The organism is Amnibacterium sp. (assembly GCF_051956055.1).
Classification (GTDB): Bacteria; Actinomycetota; Actinomycetes; order Actinomycetales; family Microbacteriaceae; genus Amnibacterium.
In genome coordinates, this window is sequence record NZ_JBQCGC010000070.1 from 1 (window position 1) to 20,743 (window position 20,743).

At 74.0% G+C, this 20,743-nt stretch carries 22 protein-coding genes; 12 read left to right on the forward strand and 10 right to left on the reverse strand.

The features are described from left to right. From ACTHLI_RS09850 to ACTHLI_RS09860, 3 genes are all read right to left on the reverse strand, one after another. On the reverse strand, positions 1–2,752 hold a 2,752-nt coding region (locus ACTHLI_RS09850; protein WP_440183184.1), incomplete at its 3' end, for a hypothetical protein. Further along, on the reverse strand, positions 2,752–3,471 hold the full coding sequence (locus ACTHLI_RS09855; protein ID WP_440183185.1) for an ABC transporter ATP-binding protein: 720 nt from the start codon (positions 3,469–3,471) through the stop codon (positions 2,752–2,754). The genes ACTHLI_RS09855 and ACTHLI_RS09850, both read right to left, overlap by 1 nt. Continuing rightward, on the reverse strand, positions 3,468–4,055 hold the full coding sequence (locus ACTHLI_RS09860; protein WP_440183187.1) for a PadR family transcriptional regulator: 588 nt from the start codon (positions 4,053–4,055) through the stop codon (positions 3,468–3,470). The genes ACTHLI_RS09855 and ACTHLI_RS09860 overlap by 4 nt, the downstream gene beginning before the upstream one ends. Before the next feature lie 152 nt (positions 4,056–4,207). Between ACTHLI_RS09860 and ACTHLI_RS09865 the strand changes: the two genes are divergently transcribed. The 9 genes from ACTHLI_RS09865 to ACTHLI_RS09905 all read left to right on the forward strand — a co-directional run bounded on the left by ACTHLI_RS09865 (position 4,208) and on the right by ACTHLI_RS09905 (position 11,035). Beyond that, positions 4,208–5,611: an MFS transporter gene (locus ACTHLI_RS09865; protein ID WP_440183188.1), complete on the forward strand. Its 1,404-nt coding sequence runs from the start codon at positions 4,208–4,210 to the stop codon at positions 5,609–5,611. Between the two features lie 93 nt (positions 5,612–5,704). Next, positions 5,705–5,827 (forward strand): hypothetical protein, encoded by a 123-nt coding sequence (locus ACTHLI_RS09870; protein WP_440183190.1) that lies wholly within the window; start codon positions 5,705–5,707, stop codon positions 5,825–5,827. A gap of 106 nt (positions 5,828–5,933) precedes the next feature. Next, entirely contained in the window at positions 5,934–6,104 is a 171-nt protein-coding gene (locus ACTHLI_RS09875; RefSeq protein ID WP_440183191.1) for a hypothetical protein, read from the forward strand. Then, positions 6,101–6,826 (forward strand): cytochrome b N-terminal domain-containing protein, encoded by a 726-nt coding sequence (locus ACTHLI_RS09880; RefSeq protein ID WP_440183192.1) that lies wholly within the window; start codon positions 6,101–6,103, stop codon positions 6,824–6,826. Before ACTHLI_RS09875 ends, ACTHLI_RS09880 begins: the two co-directional genes overlap by 4 nt. Continuing rightward, positions 6,823–7,773, forward strand: a complete 951-nt coding sequence (locus tag ACTHLI_RS09885) for a hypothetical protein (RefSeq protein WP_440183193.1) — start codon at positions 6,823–6,825, stop codon at positions 7,771–7,773. The genes ACTHLI_RS09880 and ACTHLI_RS09885 overlap by 4 nt, the downstream gene beginning before the upstream one ends. Positions 7,774–7,816: 43 nt before the next feature. After that, positions 7,817–8,701 (forward strand): alkaline phosphatase family protein, encoded by an 885-nt coding sequence (locus tag ACTHLI_RS09890; protein WP_440183194.1) that lies wholly within the window; start codon positions 7,817–7,819, stop codon positions 8,699–8,701. 100 nt (positions 8,702–8,801) lie between these two features. After that, a complete protein-coding gene (locus tag ACTHLI_RS09895; protein ID WP_440183195.1) occupies positions 8,802–9,206 on the forward strand; it encodes a hypothetical protein in 405 nt (134 codons plus the stop codon). Positions 9,207–9,244: 38 nt separating this feature from the next. Then, positions 9,245–10,435, forward strand: coding sequence for an MFS transporter (locus ACTHLI_RS09900; RefSeq protein WP_440183197.1), 1,191 nt, complete (start codon positions 9,245–9,247; stop codon positions 10,433–10,435). A gap of 72 nt (positions 10,436–10,507) precedes the next feature. Then, entirely contained in the window at positions 10,508–11,035 is a 528-nt protein-coding gene (locus ACTHLI_RS09905; protein ID WP_440183199.1) for a GIY-YIG nuclease family protein, read from the forward strand. Between the two features lie 10 nt (positions 11,036–11,045). Here ACTHLI_RS09905 and ACTHLI_RS09910 read toward each other — a convergent pair whose 3' ends face one another. After that, entirely contained in the window at positions 11,046–11,699 is a 654-nt protein-coding gene (locus tag ACTHLI_RS09910) for an alpha/beta hydrolase (protein ID WP_440183201.1), read from the reverse strand. A 179-nt stretch (positions 11,700–11,878) separates the two neighbouring features. On the opposite strand from ACTHLI_RS09910, the gene ACTHLI_RS09915 reads away from it, so the two are divergent. After that, positions 11,879–12,838, forward strand: coding sequence for a helix-turn-helix domain-containing protein (locus tag ACTHLI_RS09915; RefSeq protein ID WP_440183202.1), 960 nt, complete (start codon positions 11,879–11,881; stop codon positions 12,836–12,838). 56 nt (positions 12,839–12,894) lie between these two features. On the opposite strand, the gene ACTHLI_RS09920 is transcribed toward ACTHLI_RS09915, so the two are convergent. The 6 genes from ACTHLI_RS09920 to ACTHLI_RS09945 form a co-directional block, all read right to left on the reverse strand. After that, a complete protein-coding gene (locus tag ACTHLI_RS09920) occupies positions 12,895–14,367 on the reverse strand; it encodes an NAD(P)/FAD-dependent oxidoreductase (RefSeq protein ID WP_440183204.1) in 1,473 nt (490 codons plus the stop codon). Between the two features lie 46 nt (positions 14,368–14,413). Beyond that, the gene (locus tag ACTHLI_RS09925; RefSeq protein WP_440183224.1) at positions 14,414–14,896 is read right to left on the reverse strand and encodes a DUF501 domain-containing protein; all 483 of its coding nucleotides are present in this window, start codon (positions 14,894–14,896) and stop codon (positions 14,414–14,416) included. A gap of 29 nt (positions 14,897–14,925) precedes the next feature. After that, positions 14,926–15,339 carry a septum formation initiator family protein gene (locus ACTHLI_RS09930; RefSeq protein ID WP_440183205.1) on the reverse strand — a complete coding sequence of 138 codons (414 nt, stop codon included), beginning with the start codon at positions 15,337–15,339 and terminating at the stop codon, positions 14,926–14,928. Positions 15,340–15,518: 179 nt separating this feature from the next. After that, entirely contained in the window at positions 15,519–16,799 is a 1,281-nt protein-coding gene (eno, locus tag ACTHLI_RS09935; protein WP_440183225.1) for a phosphopyruvate hydratase, read from the reverse strand. Between the two features lie 169 nt (positions 16,800–16,968). Further along, complete coding sequence (locus ACTHLI_RS09940) at positions 16,969–18,195, reverse strand: histidine--tRNA ligase (RefSeq protein WP_440183206.1); 1,227 nt, start codon at positions 18,193–18,195, stop codon at positions 16,969–16,971. A 47-nt stretch (positions 18,196–18,242) separates the two neighbouring features. Continuing rightward, the gene (locus ACTHLI_RS09945; protein WP_440183207.1) at positions 18,243–18,671 is read right to left on the reverse strand and encodes a glyoxalase; all 429 of its coding nucleotides are present in this window, start codon (positions 18,669–18,671) and stop codon (positions 18,243–18,245) included. A 91-nt stretch (positions 18,672–18,762) separates the two neighbouring features. On the opposite strand from ACTHLI_RS09945, the gene ACTHLI_RS09950 reads away from it, so the two are divergent. Next, positions 18,763–19,677, forward strand: coding sequence for an ABC transporter ATP-binding protein (locus ACTHLI_RS09950; protein WP_440183209.1), 915 nt, complete (start codon positions 18,763–18,765; stop codon positions 19,675–19,677). Continuing rightward, a complete protein-coding gene (locus tag ACTHLI_RS09955; protein ID WP_440183211.1) occupies positions 19,674–20,735 on the forward strand; it encodes an ABC transporter permease in 1,062 nt (353 codons plus the stop codon). The genes ACTHLI_RS09950 and ACTHLI_RS09955 overlap by 4 nt, the downstream gene beginning before the upstream one ends. The last annotated feature ends 8 nt before the right edge of the window (positions 20,736–20,743 follow it).

The window sequence follows — 20,743 nt, forward strand, 5'->3', positions numbered from 1 at the left end:
CGCTCCGCCGGGTGAGGTCGCCTCGACGCGTGCCGACCAGCAGCCAGCTGCCGACGGCGATCACGGCCGGGATCCCCAGCGCGAGCAGGACCAGCTGGACGGGCGGCGGCGAGAACGGGAACGAGTCCGTCGCTCCGCCGAGCGCGAGCGCCGGCAGCATTCCGAGCAGCGTGCCGAGCACGGCGCCGAGCCCGCACACGATGATCGCCTGCACCGCGGCGATCGAACGGCGGATCCGGGGAGACGCGCCGAGCGAGGCGAGAGTCACGTCGTCCGGGCGCCCGTCGACGCGCGCGAGGCCGATCGCGGTCGCTCCCGCGGCGACCGCGATCACCAGGCAGGCGAGCAGGACGTACCAGGCGATGGTGGAGCCGAGGTCCTGCGGGCCTGTCTCGACGTCGATCAGGTTGTCGTAGGGCACGTTGCCGAGCGCCCCGAGCGCCGCGTTCGCGGCGTCGAGCTCGGCGCTCGTCGGCGCTCGGGTGAAGGAGGCGAGCACGCGGTCCGGATGGACGGCGAGGCCCAACCGCGATGCGGTCGCCGTGCTGACGAACAGCGACGCCTGGACGGGGTTGACCGGCAGATCGGTGACAGTCGCGAGCGCGGTCGTCCGGACCGGGCGTGCGGACTCGTATGCGCCGTCCGAGAGCTGCTTCGGCGTGTACCAGTCGAGGTGCGCATCGCCACCGGACGTGAGGCCGCTTCGCAGCGCGACCGCGCCGCCGCCGTCCAGTGCGGCGAGCGCACCTGCGGACGGAGCGTGCCCGAGCAGGAGCCGCAGCGCGGAGGCGTTCCCGACCGAGATCGTCGGCTGCGCGTTCACCGCGGATCCGCCCGACGCGCTGAACGGGCCGCAGCGCAGGTCGTGCACGTCTCGCCGCTGCGGGTTCGTGCAGGTCGACGGTGACGGGAAGCGGACGACGGCCATCGCGTCCGCGGCACGGTCGGCCGGGTGCGCCCCGTCCGTCCCCATCGAGGTCGAGTCGATCAGCGCCGCGTTGGCCACCGGCAGCGCGCGCCGCACGGTGGCGAGCCACGCCTCGCCACGCTGCTCCGTCGGGGCCCCCGGACCGGCCCAGTAGACGGAGGACCACGCCTCGCCGGGCAGCGTCGCGTTCCAGGAGTGCTGGACCGCTGCCTGCTGGGAGGACGTGTTCGCGATGCACATCGTGAACGCCGCGATGAATACCGTCGTCATGACGGAGGCGACCGCCGGCACGACCCGGCCGAGGTTGCGGGAGGTGTCCCGAGCGGCGAGCCGGGTGGGCAAGGACGCGCGGCGCAGCAGACGCGTGATCGCCCGCAGCAGCAGCCCTGAGCAGAGCACCACCCCGAGCTGCGCGACGACCGGGCCACCGCCGAGCAGCACCAGCGCGCCGAGCTGCGCCCACGTCCCCTGATCGCCGTGCAGTCGGAGGGCTGCGACGAGCGCGCCGGTGCCGAGCAGGGTGAGGACGATTCCGGCGGCGAGCAGCACGACGCCCGCGAGGGGGCGCTTGCCGACGCGCTGCGGCGTGCGGGCGCCGCGGAGCGCCCGGATCACGTCGAAGCGGCTCGCCGCCCGAGCGGGCAGGAGTGCCGCCATCCAGCCGACGACGACCCCGAACAGCACGATGCCGGCGAGCAGCGGCCAGATGAGGTGGACGCCCGGGTACCGGGTCCAGCTCCCGTCGTCGGTGAGCCGCATCACGAGCAGCGCACCGCCGATGCCGAGCGCGACACCCACGGCTCCGCCGACGGCGCCGAGCACGACGCCGGAGGCGGTCACGATGCGGCGGAGCACGGCACGGTCCGCGCCGACCGAGGCGATCGTGGCGAGCGCCCGCTGCTGCAGCCGCGCTCCGACGAGGAAGGCGGCGCCGGCGAGCAGGGCGACCTCGAGCACCGCGAACGTCACGGCGATCGCGACCGTCGCGGCGATCCCGGTGCTCAGGCCGGACGAGCCGGTGAAGTCGCGGCTCGCCGGCAGCTTCGGCGGGTCCGCGAGCACGGCGCGGCTGAACACCGTGGTGCCGGCGGCGTTCAACCGCTCGACCGTGGTCCAGCCGATGGGCCTGTCCGGGACGTAGTAGACGAAGGCGTTGTCGGAGGGATCCTCGGGCGGGAAGAGCGCGGTGGCGGCGAACACGGTCTCGGCGATCGACGGCGCGCTCCGGTCGCGCGCGGTGCCGACGACCCGCAGCGCGCGCACCTCCGGCTGCAGGAGGTGCACGGTGCCGCCGACGCGGGCACCGAGCCGGGTGAGCGCTGCTGGCGACAGCAGGACCTCGTCCTCCGCCCTCGGGCGGCGTCCGGAGAGCAGCGCGTAGGGGCCGCCATCGAGCGAGGGATCCCACGAGGGCCCGGTGACGACCTGCAGGCTGACCGAGCCGGCCGGCGTCGTGAAGACGCCCGCACCCGCACCGATTGCCAGGACGCGCGTGCCGGCGGGAAGCACCGTCCGCGGATCGACGCGGCTGGTGTCGCGACCGTCTCCCGTCGTTGTGAAGTCGGAGCCGCCCTCGACGCCCTGCTCGACGTGGTCGCCCGGGGATCCCTCCACGGTGAGCAGCGCCTGCGAATGGCCGAGTGTGCCCTGAATGCGCTCGGAGAGCGTCGACCGCGTGCTCGGCAGCAGCACCGCGGCCGCAGTGAGGCCGGTGATCGGTACGGCGATGAGTGTGATGACGAGCAGCGACCGACCCCAGGACGTGAGGGCGCTTCGCCGGGCGATCCGCAGGGCGACCACCCACCTGGCCATGGTGCTGCGCATCAGCTGACGTCCTCGAGCAGGGACTCCGGCCGCGACGCCGCGGTCTGGTCGGCGACCCTGCCGTCACGGAGGAACACGATCCGGTCCGCCCACGCCGCGTGCCTCGCGTCGTGGGTGACGAGCACGCCGCCAGCGCCGTGGTCGATGCGGGTGCGCAGCATCCGCAGCACGACCTCGCCGGTCTGGGAGTCGAGCGCGCCGGTCGGCTCGTCGGCGAGGATCAGGCGCCGGGGCCCGACGACGGCGCGCGCGATCGCGATGCGCTGCTGCTGGCCACCGGAGAGGTCGTCCGGGAACCGGTCCGCCTGCTCACCGAGCTCCACTCCGGCGAGCGCCTCGAGCGCCGCACCACGCACCTTCGCGCGAGGCCAGCCGTCGAGCTCGAGCGGCAGGCCGACGTTCTCGAGCGCCGTGAGGGTCGGGACGAGGTTGTAGTCCTGGAACACGAAGCCGAGCGTCGTCCGGCGCAGCGCCGCGATCCGCTTCGGCGACAGCCCTGCGAGGTCGACCCCCTCCACCTCGACGGTGCCGGAGGTCGGTGCCGCGAGACCTCCTGCGATCGACAGCAGCGACGACTTACCGGACCCCGAGGCGCCCATCACGGCGACCAGCTCGCCTGCCGCGACCTCGAGGTCGATGCCGTCGAGGGCACGGACCGCGGTCTCGCCCGTCCCGTACTCCTGGGCGATCCGCGTCAAGCGGAGCAGCGGGCCGCTCATCGGACGCCCCGTGCGGCGCCGGCGCGGTCGGGAGCCGATGCCGGCGCCTCGAGCTCCCCCGCCCTCGTGGCGCGGGCGATGGTCGCTTCCGCATGGTCGAGCCAGCGCGCCTCCGCCTCCACCGCGAAGATCATCGACTCCACGACCAGCGACCAGGCGAGATCCGATCGGCTCGCAGGCGCCGCCTGCGCCGACTTCGTGCGGGTCAGGTCCTGCAGCACCGAGAGGGTCGCGGTGCGCTGGGTCTGGATCAGGGCGGGGACGTCGACTCCCGGCAGCGTGCACGCGATCGCGAGCTTCATGGCGAGCTCGTCCCGTACCTGCTGCCGGACGACCGGCGCCGCGAGCCAGCCGCGCACCTCCTCCGATCCGGAGGCGGTGATGGCGTACCGGACCCGCCCCTCCGCGTCCGCACCGTCCCGGCTCACGAGCCCGTCCCGTTCCAGCCGGTCGAGCGTCGTGTACACCTGGCCGACGTTCAGGGGCCAGGTCCCCCCGGTCCGGGTCTCGAACTCCCCGCGCAGCTGGTAGCCGTAGCACGGAGCCTGGTCGAGGATCGCGAGCAGACTCTGCCGGACGCTCATGCGTCTCCCTTCGGTCGATACATACGGAGTATTGCCTACCGGGTAGCCATCGTCCAGCAGCACACTTGTCGCGGCGATTCGCGACTGATGCGGCGCTGATTCGCACCGCTTCAGTCGGGAATGACCGCAGGATGGCCCTCTAGCGTGATGCGGTGAGCAGCGCGGGGACGGCCGACGCGACCGCGCTGAACCGGCCGCTCGCGATCCTGGTCGCCGGGGCGTACTTCATGGAGAACCTGGACGGGACGATCGTCCAGACGGCCGCGCCCGCGATCGGCCGCACGTTCGGCCTCCCGGCCGTCGACATCAACGCGGCGATCACCGCGTACCTGCTGTCCGTCGCGGTCAGCGTGCCGCTCGGCGGGTGGCTGGCGGACCGGATCGGCGTCCGGCGCGTCTTCCTCGGGGCGATCGCGCTGTTCACGGTCGCCTCGCTCGCGTGCGGGCTGAGCACCGATCTCGTGACCCTCTGCGCGCTCCGGGTGCTCCAGGGCATCGGCGGCGCGTTCATGGTGCCGGTGGGCCGCCTCGCGGTGCTCCGGGCGACGCGGCCCCGGGACCTGCTCGCGGCCGTCGCCTACCGCACCTGGCCCGGTCTGCTCGCGCCGGTCGTGGCGCCCGCGATCGGCGGCGTGCTCACGGACACGGTCGGCTGGCGGTGGGTGTTCCTGATCAGCGTGCCCATCGGGATCGCCCTGCTGCTCGCCGCGGTGCGCGTCGTGCCGCAGAGCGATGTGCGCGACCCGCGGGGCTTCGACGTCGGCGGGTTCGCGCTGCTCGGCACGGGTCTCGTCGCGCTGCTGCTCGCGCTCGAGGCGCTCGGGGGCGCGGGGACGGACGGACCCGTGATCGCGGTGCTGCTGGCCGTCGCGGTCGCGGCGATCGCGGGCGCGGTCACCTGGATGCGGCGCACCGCGCATCCGCTCCTGTCGCTCGACGCCCTGCGGATCCCGACCTTCCGCGCGAGCAACCTCGGCGGCGGCGTGTACCGACTCGTGATCTCGGCGCTGCCGTTCCTCTACACACTGCTGTTCCAGGTCGGGTTCGGCTGGTCGGCCTCCCTCGCCGGGGTGCTCGTCGTCGCGGTGTTCGCGGGGAACATCGGGGTCAAGCCCCTCACCTCGGCGATCATCCGGCGCTTCGGGTTCCGCACCACCATCGTCGGGTCGAGCGTCGCGGGAGCGGCGATCGCGATCGGCTCCGTGCTCCTCGACGCGGCGACGCCGATCCCCGTGATCGTCCTCCTGCTCGTCGTCGGCGGCGCGTTCCGCTCCATCGGGTTCACCGCCTACAACTCGCTGCAGTTCGCCGACGTGCCTCCGGCGCTCACCTCCCCCGCGAACACGCTCGCCGCGACGACGCAGCAGATCGCGATCGGGTTCGGGGTCGCGGTCGCCGCGCTTGCCGTGCGGTCGATGGTTGCGCTGGCCGGTCCCGCCTCGTCGGCGCTCGGCTACCGCTGGGCGTTCGGCGCCGTCGCGGTGCTGCTGCTCGTGCCGATCGTCGAGACGCTGCTGCTGCCGCGGCACGCCGGAGCGGAGGTCGCCGCCCGCTGACCCCGGCGGCGTACGCGGAGGCGGGCCGGCGGTCGCCGCCGGCTCCGTCCCGCGGCGACGACGGGTGCCGGACCGGTGCTGACGCTCGCCGCGATGCATCTGACGACGGTGCTGATCACCGTGCCGGTCTGCGCACGCGTGCTGCCCCTCCCCCGCTCCGAGCGGGAGGCGGCGGCCGGTCGGCGCACGCCGAGCCGCGCTCACCGGCGGACCTGATCAGAACCTGATCAGACCGGCCGAACGGCGCTGCGACGGGACCTTCGGCACGACCCGCCCGACGCCCCGCCGGTGGAGGCTCGCGCCGGACGGAAGGAGACCAGGCATGGTCATGGCGCCGCTGGTGATGGATGCGTCGACGGTCGGACCGGGGACGTTCCTCGGCTGGGGGGCCGTCACGGTCTCCCTCGGGAACTTCATCGTCATCGTGACGATGGTCGTGCTGTTCGTCGCAGCGCTGCTCGTGCCGTTCCTGCCGGATCGGCACCGCCGATGAGCGCCGACGAGCGACCGACGACCTGGACCGGCCGCGCCCGCGTCGTCGCCCTCCGCCTCCTGCCGCCTGAGCGGCTGCTGCCGGACGACCAGCCGAGCTACGTCGCCTCCTGGATCTACGTGTTCGGGATGGGCGCGATCGCGTCGCTGGTCTGCATCGTGCTGTCCGGCATCGTGCTGTCGCTGGCGGGGCCGGCCTGGTACCACGTCTCCGCGCTCGGCCACTTCGTGAACAGCACGCACCTGTGGAGCGTCGAGCTGTTCTTCCTGACGATGGTCGTGCACCTGTGGGGCAAGTACTGGATGGCGGCCTGGCGGGGCGGCCGCGCCTGGACGTGGATCACCGGGGTGCTCGCGTTCCTGGCGTCGATCGGTGCGGCCTTCACCGGCTACCTGCTGCAGACGAACTTCGACTCGCAGTGGATCGCGTTCGAGGCGAAGGATGCGCTGAACGCGGTCGGGATCGGCGCGTGGTTCAACGTCGCCGACCTCGGTCAGGTCTTCACCTGGCACATCGTCCTGCTGCCGCTCGCGGTCGGCGCGATCGTCGTCCTCCACGTCCTGCTGGTTCGGGTGCACGGCGTCGTGCCCCCGATCGACGCGGCGGAGGCCGATGCGCAGCTCACCGGTCGCGCTCCGGAGCCGCAGGCCCCGCAACCCGCCCCGGAGCCGCAGCGGCGGGACGAGGACGTGCTGGTCCGGACCGCGGAGGACCCGGCATGACCGCGACGATGCGCGCCCGCCGCGGCGACGACCTGGCGAGCCGGCCGTGGACCGGGACGAAGCGCCACTACGACCTCTTCAAGGAGCTCACCGTCGGTCTCGTCGTGATCGGCGTCGCGGTGCTCGGCCTCTCCGCGATCTTCGGCTCGCCGGACGACCGGGGCGTGACGCTCCAGGACTGGGCGAAGGCCGCGCCTACGGACTTCGTCGCCACGACCGCGGCGGAGCTCGCGGGCACGAGCGACTCCGCCGGCTACGGGCCGCCGTACACGGACATCGCCGGCGCCACGCAGACCCTCGGCCCGATCGACCTGCAGAGCTTCTCCGGGGTGCGCATCCCGGTGCATCCGGCGACCGACTTCGTCATCCATCCGCTGTCGCTGCTGCCGTCGCAGCCCGCCGCGCTCGCGGTCTGGCGCGCTGCGGACGCCGCCACGCAGACGCGCTGGGCGACGGCGTACGCGGACGCCCTCGCGAAGGCGCCGGACGGCGACCCCGCCAGGGTCGCCCCCGGCCCGTACGGCCCGGTCCCGGTGCTCAGCGCCGACCTGCTCGCGATGGCGCGATCCGGAGCCCTCGACGGCGCGATCCGCAGCGAGGGCGGGTTCGCCGGCCTGGACGCGACGCGCAGCACGCTCTTCCTCGGAGACGGCGCCTGGTTCAACGGGCTCGCCACGAACCTCCACCTCGGTGGCGACCAGTGGGGAGTGATGAACGAGACGGGCGACTACCCGGGCCAGGCGTGGCTGTGGCTGTTCTCGCTCTGGTACCAGATCCCCGCCATCGGCGGCGCCCCCAACGCGGACGTGCTCGTCGTGGGGCTGATGGCGGTGCTGTCGATCGCGCTGCTGCTCGTGCCGTTCATCCCCGGGCTGCGGACCCTGCCCCGGCTGATCCCCATCCACCGGCTGGTGTGGCGCGACTACTACGCCAGACGGCGCGGCTGATCCTCCGAGGCGCCTTGGAGCGGGACGGCTACCGTCCCGCTCCATGTCGCCCCGTCGAGCCCTCGCTTCAGCCGCGGCCGCGCTCGCCGCGCTGACGCTGCTCGCGGGCTGCACCACGGCCGCGCCCCGGGCGCTGCCCGTCACCTCCTCCGGGGCTCCCACCGGGACCCCCGCATCGCCCGGTGCGGTCCCCAGGCCCGCGCACCTCGTGGTGGTCGTGCTCGAGAACCACGCGTTCGACCAGGTGGCCGCGTCGCCGTACCTCGCCCAGCTCGAGCGCTCCAGCGCGGTCTTCACCGACGCGCACGCGAACGCGCACCCGAGCGAGCCGAACTACTTCGCGCTCTGGTCCGGCAGCACGCACGGCCTCATCTCCGACGCGTGCCCGGTGTCGAGCAGCGCCGAGTCGCTCGGATCGCAGCTGCTCGCCGCGCACCGCACGGTCGCCGGCTACTTCGAGTCGATGCCGCGAGCAGGGTTCCGCGGCTGCACGGCCGGGCGGTACGTCCGCAAGCACAACCCGCTCGCGGCCTTCCCCGCCACGGCAGACGCCGCCCACATGCTGCCGTTCTCCGCCTTCCCGCAGGGCTCGTTCGACCGGCTGCCGGACGTCGCCCTGGTCGTGCCGAACCTGGACCACGACATGCACGACGGCAGCGTCGCCGCCGGCGACGCGTGGCTGCGGCGCGAGATCGGGCCCTACGCGAGCTGGGCGCAGCACCACGACTCCGCCCTGGTCGTCACCTGGGACGAGAACGACGACGCGCCGGGGAACCGGATACTCACGCTCGTCGCCGGGCAGCACGTCGTGCCGGGCCGGTACCGCGAGAGGGTCGACCACGTGCGCGTGCTGCACACGATCGAAGCCGCCTTCGGCCTGGTCCCGCTCGGCGCCGCGTCCGCCCCGATCACCGACATCTGGCGCTGACCGCTCCGCGATCCCGGATGTGAGAACGGACATCCGGAGGCCTCGATCCCATGCGGATTGCGAGCACCGGCATGGGTGGACCCCGGACAGGGCGGCCACCATGCTGCATCTGGAGGTCGAGGTGGACGCACGGGAGCAGGGCCGGCGAACGGTCCAGACCCTGACGAGCGCGGTGGCGCTGGGCGGCGCGGCCCTGACCGGGCTGCTCGGAGCGAGCGTGTTCGGCGCGGTCGTCGCGGCGAAGGCGACGGCCGCCACGACGACGGCGCAGACGGGCACCGCGCAGGGACCCGCCGCCGGGACGACGACGTCCGGCGGGAGCACCGCGGTGTCGGGGGACGACGACGGTGGCGGCGACGACGGCGCCTCGAGCGCCTCCGGGACCTCGACCGGGGCCGGCCCCTCGAACGGCGGCAGCGCCTCGAGCGGGAGCACCTCGAGCGGCGGAGGCGGCGGCATCGCCTCGGCGTTCGGCCTGGGATCCACCACGTCCAGCGGGTCCTGAGCCCGGAGCAGGCTCCTCGGCGCGGATACCGTGACGGGGTGCCCGCGCCCGCATCCCCGCTCTGCGGCACCGTCGGCTCGCGGCTGAAGGTCGCGGTCTTCCTCCTCGGGATGTGCGCGCTCGTCACCGTGTACGCGCCGCAGCCCCTGCTCGGGCGCATCGCCGCCTGGGCACGGGTGCCGGAGGCGACGGCCGCGTGGACGATCAGCGCTGCGACGCTCGGCGTCGCCGTCATGGCGCCGGTCGCCGGCGCGGTCTCCGATCGCCTCGGTCGCAAGCGCGTCATGCAGGTCGCCGTCGCGGTCCTGCTCGTCACGACCGGGCTCTGCGCGCTCGCCGGCTCGTTCGAGGCACTGCTCGCGCTGCGGTTCGTGCAGGGGCTCGCCACCCCGTTCGTGTTCGCGGTGACGGTCGCGTACCTCGGCGACGAGCTCCCGGGGCCCGCGGGCGTCCGCCTGAACGCGCTCTCGGTCGCGGGCACGGCGTTCGGCGGCTTCGCCGGGCGCCTCCTGCCCGGCCTGGCCGCGGACGTCACGCACGACTGGCGCCCGGCGTTCCTGCCGCTCACCGCGGTGCTCGCCCTCGCGTTCGTGACGACGACGGCCTGGCTGCCGGCGGAGCGGCGGTTCGTGCCGACGGTGTCGCTCGGCGCCGGCCTCGCCGGGATGGGCGCGCACCTGCGGGACCGGAAGGTGCTGGCGACCGCCGCGGTCGGCGCCGGCCTGCTGTTCCAGCAGGTCGCCTCGTTCACCTTCGGCTCGCTCCGGCTCCAGCAGCCGCCGCTCGGGCTGAGCGCTGCGCAGATCGGGCTGGTCTTCGCGGTGTTCCTGGCGCCCGTGCTGCTGACCCCGCAGGTCGGCCGCGCGGTCGAGCGGCACGGTCGCGTGCCGACGCTCGTGGCGAGCGCCGCACTCGGCGTGGCGGGTCTGCTCCTCACGCTCGCACCCTCCGTCCCGGCGGTGGTGACGGGGCTCGCCTGCTCGTGCATCGCGGTGTTCGCCGGTCAGGCGTGCGCGACGGGCTTCCTGGCCGGGCACGCGACCGTAGGGCGCTCGGCCGCGGTGGGCCTCTACCTCACCGCCTACTACCTGGGCGGCACGGTCGGCGGGGTCGCGCCGGGTCCGGTGTTCTCGAGCGCGGGGTGGGGCGCGGTCGTGGCGCTGCTCGCCGGTGTCACCACTGTGACGACGACCGTCGGTGCGCTCGCGTGGCGGGCGCCGCGGGCCTGACCGGGGTCGGCTGTCGGTGACGCGTGCGTAGCATGCCGCATCCCCGAGTCGTCGACCGCCTCCGTGCGCTGCGTGCTCCCGGGCTGCTCCGATCCGGCCGCCGCCCCGGAGCTCCTTCCCCTGTGCGCGGCACATCTCGCGATCGCGGCGGAGGTGCACGACACCGCGCTCGGCAGCACCGACCTGCTGCCCGCGCCGTGCCGGCTCTGCGGTTCGCGGACAGGCGTGCGTCGTCCCTCCGGCTGGCAGTGCGCGGTCTGCGAGTGGCCGCACGGGGAGGTGCCCGACTTCGACCTGCCGGCGCCGAGGGTGGACGTCGTGTACTACCTGCGCTGGGCCGACCGCGTGAAGATCGGCACGACCGCGAACCCGCGGCAGCGGTTCTCCGCGATCCGGCACGACGCGCTGCTCGCGCTCGAGCGCGGCGACCGGCGGCTGGAGCAGCGGCGGCATCGGCAGTTCGCGGAGGAGCGGGCCGGCTCGAGCGAGTGGTTCGTGCTCTCGGAGCGGCTCGGCGCGCACATCGACGTCCTCGCCGCCGGGGTGGACCCCTGGGACCGCTGGCGGCGCTGGGTCGCGGAGGCGACCGCGACGAGCTGAGGAGGCACGGTCAGCGGCCGACCGCCGCCTCTCCCAGCTGCGCCGCGAGGAACATGCGGACGTCGTCGACCTCCTGAGCCGCGATGCCGTGCCCGAGGCCCGGGTAGACGCGCGCCTCGAGCGCGGTGTGCGTCGCGAGGAAGGCGGCGGTCCGCGCGACCGCTGCCGCGGGGATGACCGGGTCCGCGTCGCCCCGGCCCCAGAACAGCGCCGGGCGGTCGGCGGCGAGCCGGTCGTCGGCGACCTCCTGCTCCCCCTGCACGAACCCGGCGAGCACCACCGGGGCGACGACGCGGTCCGGCCGGGTGCGCAGCAGCTGCGTGGCCATCAGGCCGCCCTGGGAGAAGCCGATCGGGAGGATCCGGCCGCGCGGACCGACGGCGGCGTCGATCCAGGCCCAGAGGGCATCGGTGGCCGCCCGGACCGGCTCCGGGTCGAGGTCGTCGAGCGACCGGATCGGGAACCACGCGGCGCCGCCGTTCCCGAGCTCGATCGGGGCCCGCACGGACGCCCACGGCAGGGCGAGGCCGAGCTCCGGTACGAGTCCCCCCAGGTCGCGCTCGTGGGCGCCGAAGCCGTGCAGGAGCAGCGCGACCAGCGGTGCGGTGGCGGCCGCCTCGGTCCAGCCGGGCGCACCGACGGCCCGGAGCGCGGGGGTGGTCATCGCGGCGTCGATCCGATCACCCTCGCGAGTATCGCGGCCCGGCCCTCCGGCATGTCGTGCAGCAGCTGGAAGCACAAGTGCACACAGGGCCGATGCCCGAGCGAGAGGTGGACCTGAACAGGGATTCGCGTCGTGCGGGCGCTCAGCGGACGGCATCCTGCGCGCTCTAGATTCCTGGGATGCAGGCTGTGGTCGAGGCGCTCCGCACGGTGCGCACCAGCGACTTCGACGAGGCGATCGCGGCGATGCGCGAGACCTTCGGGGCCGTCGAGCTGCGGCGGACCGACGACGACCCCGTCGACCTCACGATGCGTTCGGTGCAGCTCGACGACCTCACCTCCGTGCGGTGGAGCCTCCGGGGCGTGGAGGGCGGCAGCCGCGGCGACGACGCGCCCGAGCCCGTGCTCCTCACCGGGCTCGCCCTCGGCGGCGACAACCGCCTGTGGTCGCGATGGGAGGACGTCGACCTCACCCGCCCGTTCCTCTACCCGGAGCCCGCGGACGCCGAGCTCCACCGGCCCGACGTGGCGAACCTCGCGGTCACCCGCACGGTCGTGCAGGAGCGCGCCCGCGCGGTCACGGGCCAGGACGACTTCACGGTGCGCTTCACCGGCACCGCGCCGTTGACCCGGGCGATGGACCGGGTGTGGCGCGACACCATGGCCTACACCGCGCGGACCGCGGAGACGCTCGTCGAGGAGCCGGACGGGGCGATCGCGAGCGCCGAGCTCGTCGACCTGGTGGCCACGCTGATGCTCCGCGTGTTCCCCAACACGACCCTCGACGCCGAGAACCACCGCGACGTGCTCGGCCCCCGCGGCGCCGCGCTGCGCCGCGCGCTGCGGTACATGGACGAGCACCTGAGCGAGGCGATGTCGATCGCGGACGTGGCCGAGGCGGCTCGGCTCAGCCCGCGCGGGCTGTACGCCGCGTTCCGTCGGGACCTGCACCCGACGCCGAGGGCCTACCTCCGCGGGCTGCGGCTGACCGCGGTGCGGGACGAGCTGCGGACGGCCGACCCCGGGGCCACCACCGTCGAGGCGGTCGCGCTGCGGTGGGGGTTCGCGGACTCCGTCCGGTTCGCCCAGCGGTACGCGCAGCGCTTCGACGAGAACCCCGCTGCGACCCTCGCGCGCTGAGCGTCCTGTTCACGGATGAGGGCGACGGCCCTCATCCGTGAACAGGACGACCGGGACTACTTCTTGGCCGGCTCGGGCTCCGGGGCCGGGTTCGCGTACACCGGACCCTCGACGCCCTTCGCGCCCGGGAGCTCCGGCTCCACCTTCGGCTTGCGGGCGCGCGGCGCGCGCTTCGGCGCCTCCGCGACCGGCGCGGGCGCCTCCCCCGGAGGCTTGGGACGGGACGCGAAGGTCTCGAACGCCACCCGCGGCTGCTCGCGCAGCAGCAGCTGCACCATGTCGCGGCCGAGGATCCAGTTCAGCACCCAGTTCGCGATGACGCGGATCTTGCGCTCCCACGTCGGGATCGCGAGGCCGTGGTACCCGCGGTGCATCACCCAGGCGGGGAAGCCCTTGACGGCGATCTTGCCCGACTGGAAGGCGCCGACGTAGAGCCCGAGGCCCGCGACCGCGCCGAGGCTCTCGTGGTAATAGTCCTTGACGCCCTCGCCGCGCAGGCTCGCGGTGATGTTCTTCGCGAGCAGCTTGCCCTGGCGGACCGCGTGCTGCGCGTTCGGGACGCAGAAACCGCCGACGCCCTTGCCCGTCAGGTCCGGCACCGCGGAGACGTCGCCGGCACCCCAGGCGTCGGGCACGACGTCGCCGTCGGCGGTCACGACGCGGAGGTCGGCCTTCACCCGCAGCCGCCCGCGCTCCTCCGTCGGCAGATCGGTGTTGCGCAGCATCGGGGAGGCCATGACGCCGGCCGTCCAGACGATCACGTCCGACTCGAACGTCTCGCCGGTGGAGAGCTCGATGACGCCTCCCGCAGCGCTCTTCAGCTGCGTGTCGAGGTGCACGTTCGCGCCGCGCTCCGCGTAGTTCTTCAGCACCCAGTGCGAGGTCGGCAGCGACACCTCCGGCATGATCCGGCCCATCGCCTCGATCAGGTGGAAGTGCGTGTCCTCGAACGTCAGCTGCGGGTACCTGGCGAGCAGCGCGGAGGCGAGCGAGCGCATCTCGCCGAACACCTCGATGCCCGCGAAGCCGCCGCCGACCACCACGAAGGTGAGCAGGCGGTCGCGCTCACGCCCGGGGGGCAGGTTCGCGGCGAGCTCGAAGTTGCGGACGATCCGGTCGCGGATCGCGACGGCCTCCTCGATCGTCTTCAGGCCGAACGCCTCGTCGGCGACGCCCGGGATCGGGAAGGTGCGGGACACGGAGCCGGCGGTGACGACGATCTGGTCGTACGTCATCGTCCAGGGCTCGCCGACCTCCGGCGTGATCTCGGCCGTCTTCGCCGCGTGGTCGATGCGCGTGACCTTCGCCGTGATCACGTGCGAGCGCTTGAGGTGCTTGCGCTGGTCGACCACCGCGTGGCGCGGCTCGACGGCGCCGCCGACGACCTCCGGCAGGAAGGGCTGGTAGGTCAGGTACGACAGCGGATCGACGACGACGATCTCCGCCTCCTTGGCGGAGAGCCACTTCTCCAGCTTCCACGCGGTGTAGAAGCCGGCGTAGCCGCCGCCGACGATGAGGATGCGAGTCACGAGGAGGGTGTTCCCTTCGAGTCGGTCGGTTTTTCAGGTTCCGATGCTACCGGGGCGTCGGCGCGGGCCACGGACCGACCAGCGCGCGCACCGCCGGTTCGGCTGCCGACGCCTCCGCGAGCGCGAGGTCGCCGATCGGGTTCACGCCGGGTCCCGCGGCGAGCGCATGCCCGGCGAGCGCGTGGAGGCACTTCACCCGTGTGGGCATGCCGCCCGCGCTCACGCCGGCGAGCTCCGGCACGTCGCCCGCCGCGTTCCGGTCGGCGAGGTAGGCGGTGTGGGCGGCGCCGTACTGCTCGGCGAACCCGCCGCCCGACCCCACGAGCGCGCTCCACTCGCGCATCCGCCCCTCCGCCTCCAGCCGCGAGACGGCCGCGACGAGCACCGGATGCGTGAGGTAGTAGAAGGTCGGGAACGGGGTGCCGTCCGCGAGCCGCGGAGCGGTCGCGACCACGGCAGGGGTGCCGTCGATGGTGCGGGCGGCGACGCCGAGGACGTCGCGCACGGGCCGGCCGAGCTGGGCCGACATCGTGGCGAGGTCCGCGTCGGTCGCGGGCGTCACCGTGCCGGCTCGGTCGTCGTGCCCGCGGCCACGAGCGACTGCACGAGCGCCTGCGTCCAGGGCGTGCGGTCGGGCTGCGCGGTCGCCGCGGGCGCCGGTCCGGCGGTCGCCTTCGCGTGGATGACCCGGTAGGCGGTCGTGCCGGGCGTGACGTAGAAGAGCCTGCTGCCCGCCTGCGCCCGCACGTAGGCGGGATCGTTCCAGCGGGCGCGCTGCGCGTCGAGGGACTTCAGGTCCGCCTGCTGGGTCGCGATCCGCGCCTTCGTGTCCGCGATGGCCCGCTCCTGCGCGAGGTACGTGCTCACCGCGGGCGCGAGCGAGAGGACGGCGAGCACCAGGAGGACGAGGGCCGCGATCGCGACGGCCGGCACCTTGACGCGCGGGACGGCGCGCTGCACGGCTCCGCTCATCCTGCGTCCTCCCCCGGTCCGATCGGGTGCGCCCCGATCCGAGTCGCCGAGTCTATTCAGGGCCCGGGCGCGGCCCAGGGGGCGCGCCGCCGGTGCTCGCGGATCCGCAGGAACGCGGCGACGCGCCGGGCCGAGTACCCCTCGGCCCGGCGCGTCGGGCAGGATCTGCGGATCCGCGATCAGGCCGTGAAGCGGGGGAACGCCGCGAGGCCGGGGTACACCGCCGCCTCGCCGAGCTCCTCCTCGATCCGGAGCAGCTGGTTGTACTTGGCGACCCGCTCGCTGCGGGCCGGCGCACCGGTCTTGATCAGGCCGGCGTCGGTCGCGACGGCGAGGTCCGCGATGGTGGTGTCCTCGGTCTCGCCGGAGCGGTGCGACAGGATCGCGGTGTACCCGCTGCGCTGCGCGAGCGCGACGGCGTCGAGCGTCTCGGTGAGGGTGCCGATCTGGTTCACCTTCACGAGGATCGAGTTCGCGGCCTTCACCTGCAGCCCCTTGGCGAGGCGCTCCGGGTTCGTGACGAACAGGTCGTCGCCGACGATCTGGACCTTGTCGCCGATCTCGGCGGTGAGCGTGCTCCAGCCCTCCCAGTCGTCCTCCGCCAGCGGGTCCTCGATGGACACGAGCGGGTAGTTCGCGACGAGGTCGGCGTAGTAGGCGGACATGTCCGCTGCGGACTTCTGCTGCCCCTCGAACGTGTACGAGCCGCCCTCGAAGAACTCGGTGGAGGCGACGTCGAGGGCGAGCGCGATGTCCTTGCCGGGCGTGAAGCCGGCGGCCTGGATCGCCTCCATCAGGAGGTCGAGCGCGGCGCGGTTGCTCGACAGGTTCGGCGCGAAGCCGCCCTCGTCGCCGAGGCCGGTGGAGAGGCCCTGCTTGGACATCAGGGACTTCAGCACGTGGTACGTCTCCGCGCCCCAGCGGAGGGCGTCGCGGAACGAGTCCGCGCCGACCGGCAGGATCATGAACTCCTGGATGTCGACGTTGGACTCCGCGTGCGATCCGCCGTTGATCACGTTCATCATCGGCACCGGGAGCACGTGCGCGTTCGGGCCGCCGAGGTAGCGGAACAGCGGCAGCTCGGCGGAGGCGGCTGCCGCCTTCGCGACGGCGAGGCTGACGCCGAGGATCGCGTTCGCGCCGAGGTTCGACTTGTTCGCCGACCCGTCCGTCGCGATCAGGGTCGCGTCGACGATCCGCTGGTCGGCTGCGTCGATGCCCTCCACGGCCGGGCCGAGCTCGTCGATGACGGCCGCGACGGCCTTCTCGACGCCCTTGCCGCCGTACCGCTGCTTGTCGCCGTCCCGGAGCTCGTAGGCCTCGAACGCGCCGGTCGACGCGCCGGAGGGCACGGCGGCGCGGGCGACCACGCCGTCCTCGAGCAGGACCTCGACCTCGACGGTCGGGTTGCCGCGCGAATCCAGGATCTCGCGGGCGTCGATGGTGTCGATGGCGGCCAGGGGTCTCCTCCACTCTCCGGTCCCGGACTGCGGTCCGGCCGACGCCCAAGCCTAGTGACGGCCCGCGAACCGTGTCCGAACCCCCGGCGAACGCGCCCCGTCCCCTTCGTCGTTCAGGAGAATCGGGCGGGTCGCGCCGCGTTTCTCCTGAACGACGAAGTGAGCCCCGTCAGGCGAGGGGGCGGAGGTCGCCGAGGCCGTCGGCGGTCACGAGCGCGAACCGGGTGAACCCGTCCGCGGCGAGCGCGTCGAGCTGGGCCCTGCGGTTCTTGCGGGCGCGCTCGAGGCGCACCCGGCCGCCGTCCTCCTGCACCCGCCGCTTGGCGGCGAGCAGGACCGCGGCCGGCACGTCGGCGTCGTGCAGCAGCGCGGTCGCCGTCGTGCCGGAGGTGCGGTCGGGCAGCAGGTCCACGATCCGCTCGAAGCCGATCGAGAAGCCGACCGCGGGCACATCCCGGCCGAGGAAGCGGCCGATCATGCCGTCGTACCGGCCCCCGCCCCCGAGCGAGGAGGTGGAGGAGGGGTGCGCGATCTCGAAGATCGTCCCCGTGTAGTAGCCCATCCCGCGGACGAGCGTGGGGTCGAACACGAGGTCCACCTCCGGCAGCGCATCCTTCAGCGCGAGCAGGTCCGTGTACGCCGGCACGTCGAGCCACGCCGGCGGGTCGACCGCGAGGTCCCAGCCGGCCGTCGCGAGCTCACCGAAGGCCTCGTCGAGCCCGGCGGTGTCGACGCCCTGCTGCCCCAGCTCGGCGACCACCCCGGCGACGCCGATCTTGTCGAGCTTGTCGATGGTGATGAGCGCCTGCGCCGCCGACTCGGCCTCGACGCCCCAGGTGAGCAGCAGGCGGGTCAGGATGCGCCGGTCGTTGATCCGCACGGACGCGCCCTCGAGCCCGAGCGCGTCGAGCGCGGCCGAGGTCGCCCCGATCAGCTCGAGCTCGGCGATCGGCCCCGGCTCGCCGAGGATGTCGATGTCGCACTGCACGAACTGGCGGTACCGGCCCCGCTGCGGGCGCTCGGCCCGCCAGACCGGCCCGATCTGCACGGCCCGGAACACGGGGGGCAGGGCCGCCTGGTTCGTCGCGTAGAACCGCGCGAGCGGCACGGTCAGGTCGTACCGGAGGCCGAGGTCGGCGAGCGCCTCCACGTCGGGTGCCGCCGCCCACTCCTCGGGCCCGATGCCCCGCTTCAGCACGCTGAACGACAGCTTCTCGTTGTCGCCGCCGAGCCCCGCGTGCAGGCGGTCGTAGTCCTCGAGCGCGGGCGCCTCGATCTCGTCGAAGCCGTGGCTGCGGTACACCGCGCGGATGACAGACAGCGCGTGCTCCCGCTTCGCCTTCTCGGCGGGGAGGAGGTCGCGCATGCCGCGCGGCGGGTTCACGGGAGCTGCCACGGGCCCGATTCTCCCAGGCGCGGCGCGGCGGCTCCGCACCCGGCGGCTCAGGCGCGCGCGACCTCGGGGTGGAAGTCGGGCATGGAGCTGAGCCCGACGAGCAGCCCCTCCGGGCTCTGCAGGCGCGTCGTCCACTGCCCCCACGGCTCCTGGTGCGCGGCGACGAGGATCTCGTGCCCGGAGGCGGCGAGCTCCTGCTCCCCCGCGGCGACCGCCTCCGGCGCCGCCATCTCGAACTCGATCCAGCTCTGCGGCACCGGGCGGTCCTGCGGCCACGCCTTCGTGCCGAAGGTCGCCTCCGCGGCCTGATCGAGCGGCCAGAGCCCGAACACGTTCGCCCCCGCGAGGTCGTGCGCATGGTGGTAGTCGGGCGCCATCTCGTCGAAGCGCAGCCCGAGCGCGTCCCGCCAGAACGCGAGCCCGTCCCCAGCGGAGCGGGTGATCGGGCCGTAGCCCGCGATGAAGCGGATGTCCATGGGCGGACCATAGGCGCGACCGCCGACGGGGGCCCCGGAATCCCCCTGCAGGAGGAGGCGGGCGGCCCTGAGGGTTCGTTATGGTCCCGCCATGGAAGCCGCCGGCATCGTCGTGCAGGGGGTGCGGCGGTCGTTCGGCTCGACGCACGCCGTCCGCGACATGACCTTCTCCGCCTCCCCCGGCCGCGTGACCGCCCTGATCGGGCCGAACGGGTCGGGCAAGACGACGCTGCTGCTCATGCTCGCGACGCTGCTCGCGCCCGACGCGGGCTCCATCCGCATCGGCGGGCTCGACCCGCTGCGCGACGCGAGCGGCGTCCGTCGCCTGATCGGCTGGATGCCCGACGTGCTCGGGTCGTGGGCCTCGCTGACGACGCGGGCGACGCTCGAGCTCACCGGCCGGCTCTACGACCTGCCGAAGCCGCGCGCCGCCGCTCGGGCGGAGGAGCTCATCGGGCTCGTCGGGCTCGGCGCGCTCGCCGACCAGCCCACCCGCGTGCTGTCCAGGGGGCAGAAGCAGCGCATGAGCCTCGCCAGGGCGCTCGTGCACGACCCCGGCGTGCTGCTCCTCGACGAGCCGGCGAGCGGGCTCGACCCGGAGGCGCGGGTGGACCTCCGGGACCTGGTGCGGTCGCTGGCCGCGGAGGGGCGGACCGTGCTCGTCTCGAGCCACGTGCTCGCGGAGCTCGAGGAGATGGCGGACGACGCGGTCTACGTGCAGCACGGCGAGACGGTCGCGCCCGACCGGCTCGAGGCGCTCCGGGATGCGCCGCGGCTCTGGAGGGTGCGCGCGGAGGACCCGGAGGCCCTCGACCGCGCGCTCGCCGGCCGCGGGGACGCGTCGAGCGACCACCTCGGCCGCCTCGTGCCCGTGCGGGACGAGGCGGACGCCGCCGACCTGCTCGCGGGGCTCGTCGCCGGCGGGGTCCGCGTGGTCGCGTTCGCGCCGGCGACGGGCGAGCTCGAGCGCACGTTCCTCGAGCTGAGCAGGGGGACCCGCGCATGAGGACCTCGGTGCTCGCCGTCGGCACGGTGGTCGACCTGGAGCTGCGGCAGCGGGTCCGCTCGACCGCCTGGTACGTGCTGCTCGGCGTCGCGGCGGTGCTGCTGCTCACCGTCACGCTCCTCCTGCTCGCGACCGCTGGCCTGTTCGGCCGCGACGGCGGACCGCAGGCCTCCGCGGCCGTGATCTTCTTCGTGCTGCTGCTCGGCACGCTCGTGACGCCGGCGCTCTCCGGCGGCGCGATCAACGGCGACCGCGACGCGGGCACCCTCGCGACGACGCAGGTGACGCTCGTCCGCGGCTGGCAGCTCGTGCTCGGCAAGTTCCTCGCGGCGTGGACGGCGTCGCTGGCCTTCCTCGTGGTGGCGCTCCCGTTCCTCCTGATCGCGGCAGGGTTCGGCGGCGCGGATCCGGCGGTGCTCTGCACGGCGCTCGCGGTGACGGTGCTCGAGCTCGGCGTCATCGCGGGCATCGGCGTCGGGCTCTCCGCGCTCATCGCCCGGCCGATCTTCTCGGTCGTGACGACCTACCTCGTGGTGGCCGCGCTGTCGATCGGCACGCTGGTGGCGTTCGGCCTCGGCGGTCTCGCCGTGCCGGTCACGGTGACGTCGACGACCGAGAGCTACGCGTCGGACGCGTTCGATGCGAACGGCAAGCTCGTCAAGCCGGTCTGCGACCCGCCCACCACCGACACCTCCACCGTCCCGAGCTACGACCGGCTCTGGGGCCTGCTCGCCGCGAACCCCTACGTGGTGCTCGCGGACGCCGTGCCTGGGCGGTTCGACACGGCCGGCCAGCCGGTGGACGCGTTCGCCGCCCTCAAGGTCGCCGAGCGGGGCCTGCAGATCCCGCAGCCGCGCTCCACCTACTCGAGCGACTGCCACCCCTCCCGGAACACGAACGTGGACCGGGACCCGCAGACGGTGCTCGCGCAGACGGTGCCGACCTGGACGGTCGGGCTGCTCATCCACCTCGTGCTCGCCCTGCTCGCGCTCGGCGGGGCCGTGCGGGCCGTCCGGACGCCTGCGCGGCGGCTCGCCCGCGGGACCCGCATCGCCTGAGCAGGCTG

Coding starts and splice junctions, on each gene's coding strand:
- ACTHLI_RS09910 (WP_440183201.1), bottom strand. CDS start 11,699: ATGACCACCCCCGCGCTCCGGGCCGTCGGTGCGCCCGGCTGGACCGAG.
- ACTHLI_RS09955 (WP_440183211.1), top strand. CDS start 19,674: ATGAGGACCTCGGTGCTCGCCGTCGGCACGGTGGTCGACCTGGAGCTG.
- ACTHLI_RS09930 (WP_440183205.1), bottom strand. CDS start 15,339: ATGAGCGGAGCCGTGCAGCGCGCCGTCCCGCGCGTCAAGGTGCCGGCC.
- ACTHLI_RS09925 (WP_440183224.1), bottom strand. CDS start 14,896: ATGTCGGCCCAGCTCGGCCGGCCCGTGCGCGACGTCCTCGGCGTCGCC.
- ACTHLI_RS09945 (WP_440183207.1), bottom strand. CDS start 18,671: ATGGACATCCGCTTCATCGCGGGCTACGGCCCGATCACCCGCTCCGCT.
- ACTHLI_RS09875 (WP_440183191.1), top strand. CDS start 5,934: ATGGTCATGGCGCCGCTGGTGATGGATGCGTCGACGGTCGGACCGGGG.
- ACTHLI_RS09890 (WP_440183194.1), top strand. CDS start 7,817: ATGTCGCCCCGTCGAGCCCTCGCTTCAGCCGCGGCCGCGCTCGCCGCG.
- ACTHLI_RS09895 (WP_440183195.1), top strand. CDS start 8,802: ATGCTGCATCTGGAGGTCGAGGTGGACGCACGGGAGCAGGGCCGGCGA.
- ACTHLI_RS09885 (WP_440183193.1), top strand. CDS start 6,823: ATGACCGCGACGATGCGCGCCCGCCGCGGCGACGACCTGGCGAGCCGG.
- ACTHLI_RS09915 (WP_440183202.1), top strand. CDS start 11,879: ATGCAGGCTGTGGTCGAGGCGCTCCGCACGGTGCGCACCAGCGACTTC.
- ACTHLI_RS09880 (WP_440183192.1), top strand. CDS start 6,101: ATGAGCGCCGACGAGCGACCGACGACCTGGACCGGCCGCGCCCGCGTC.
- ACTHLI_RS09860 (WP_440183187.1), bottom strand. CDS start 4,055: ATGAGCGTCCGGCAGAGTCTGCTCGCGATCCTCGACCAGGCTCCGTGC.
- ACTHLI_RS09950 (WP_440183209.1), top strand. CDS start 18,763: ATGGAAGCCGCCGGCATCGTCGTGCAGGGGGTGCGGCGGTCGTTCGGC.
- ACTHLI_RS09855 (WP_440183185.1), bottom strand. CDS start 3,471: ATGAGCGGCCCGCTGCTCCGCTTGACGCGGATCGCCCAGGAGTACGGG.
- ACTHLI_RS09870 (WP_440183190.1), top strand. CDS start 5,705: ATGCATCTGACGACGGTGCTGATCACCGTGCCGGTCTGCGCACGCGTG.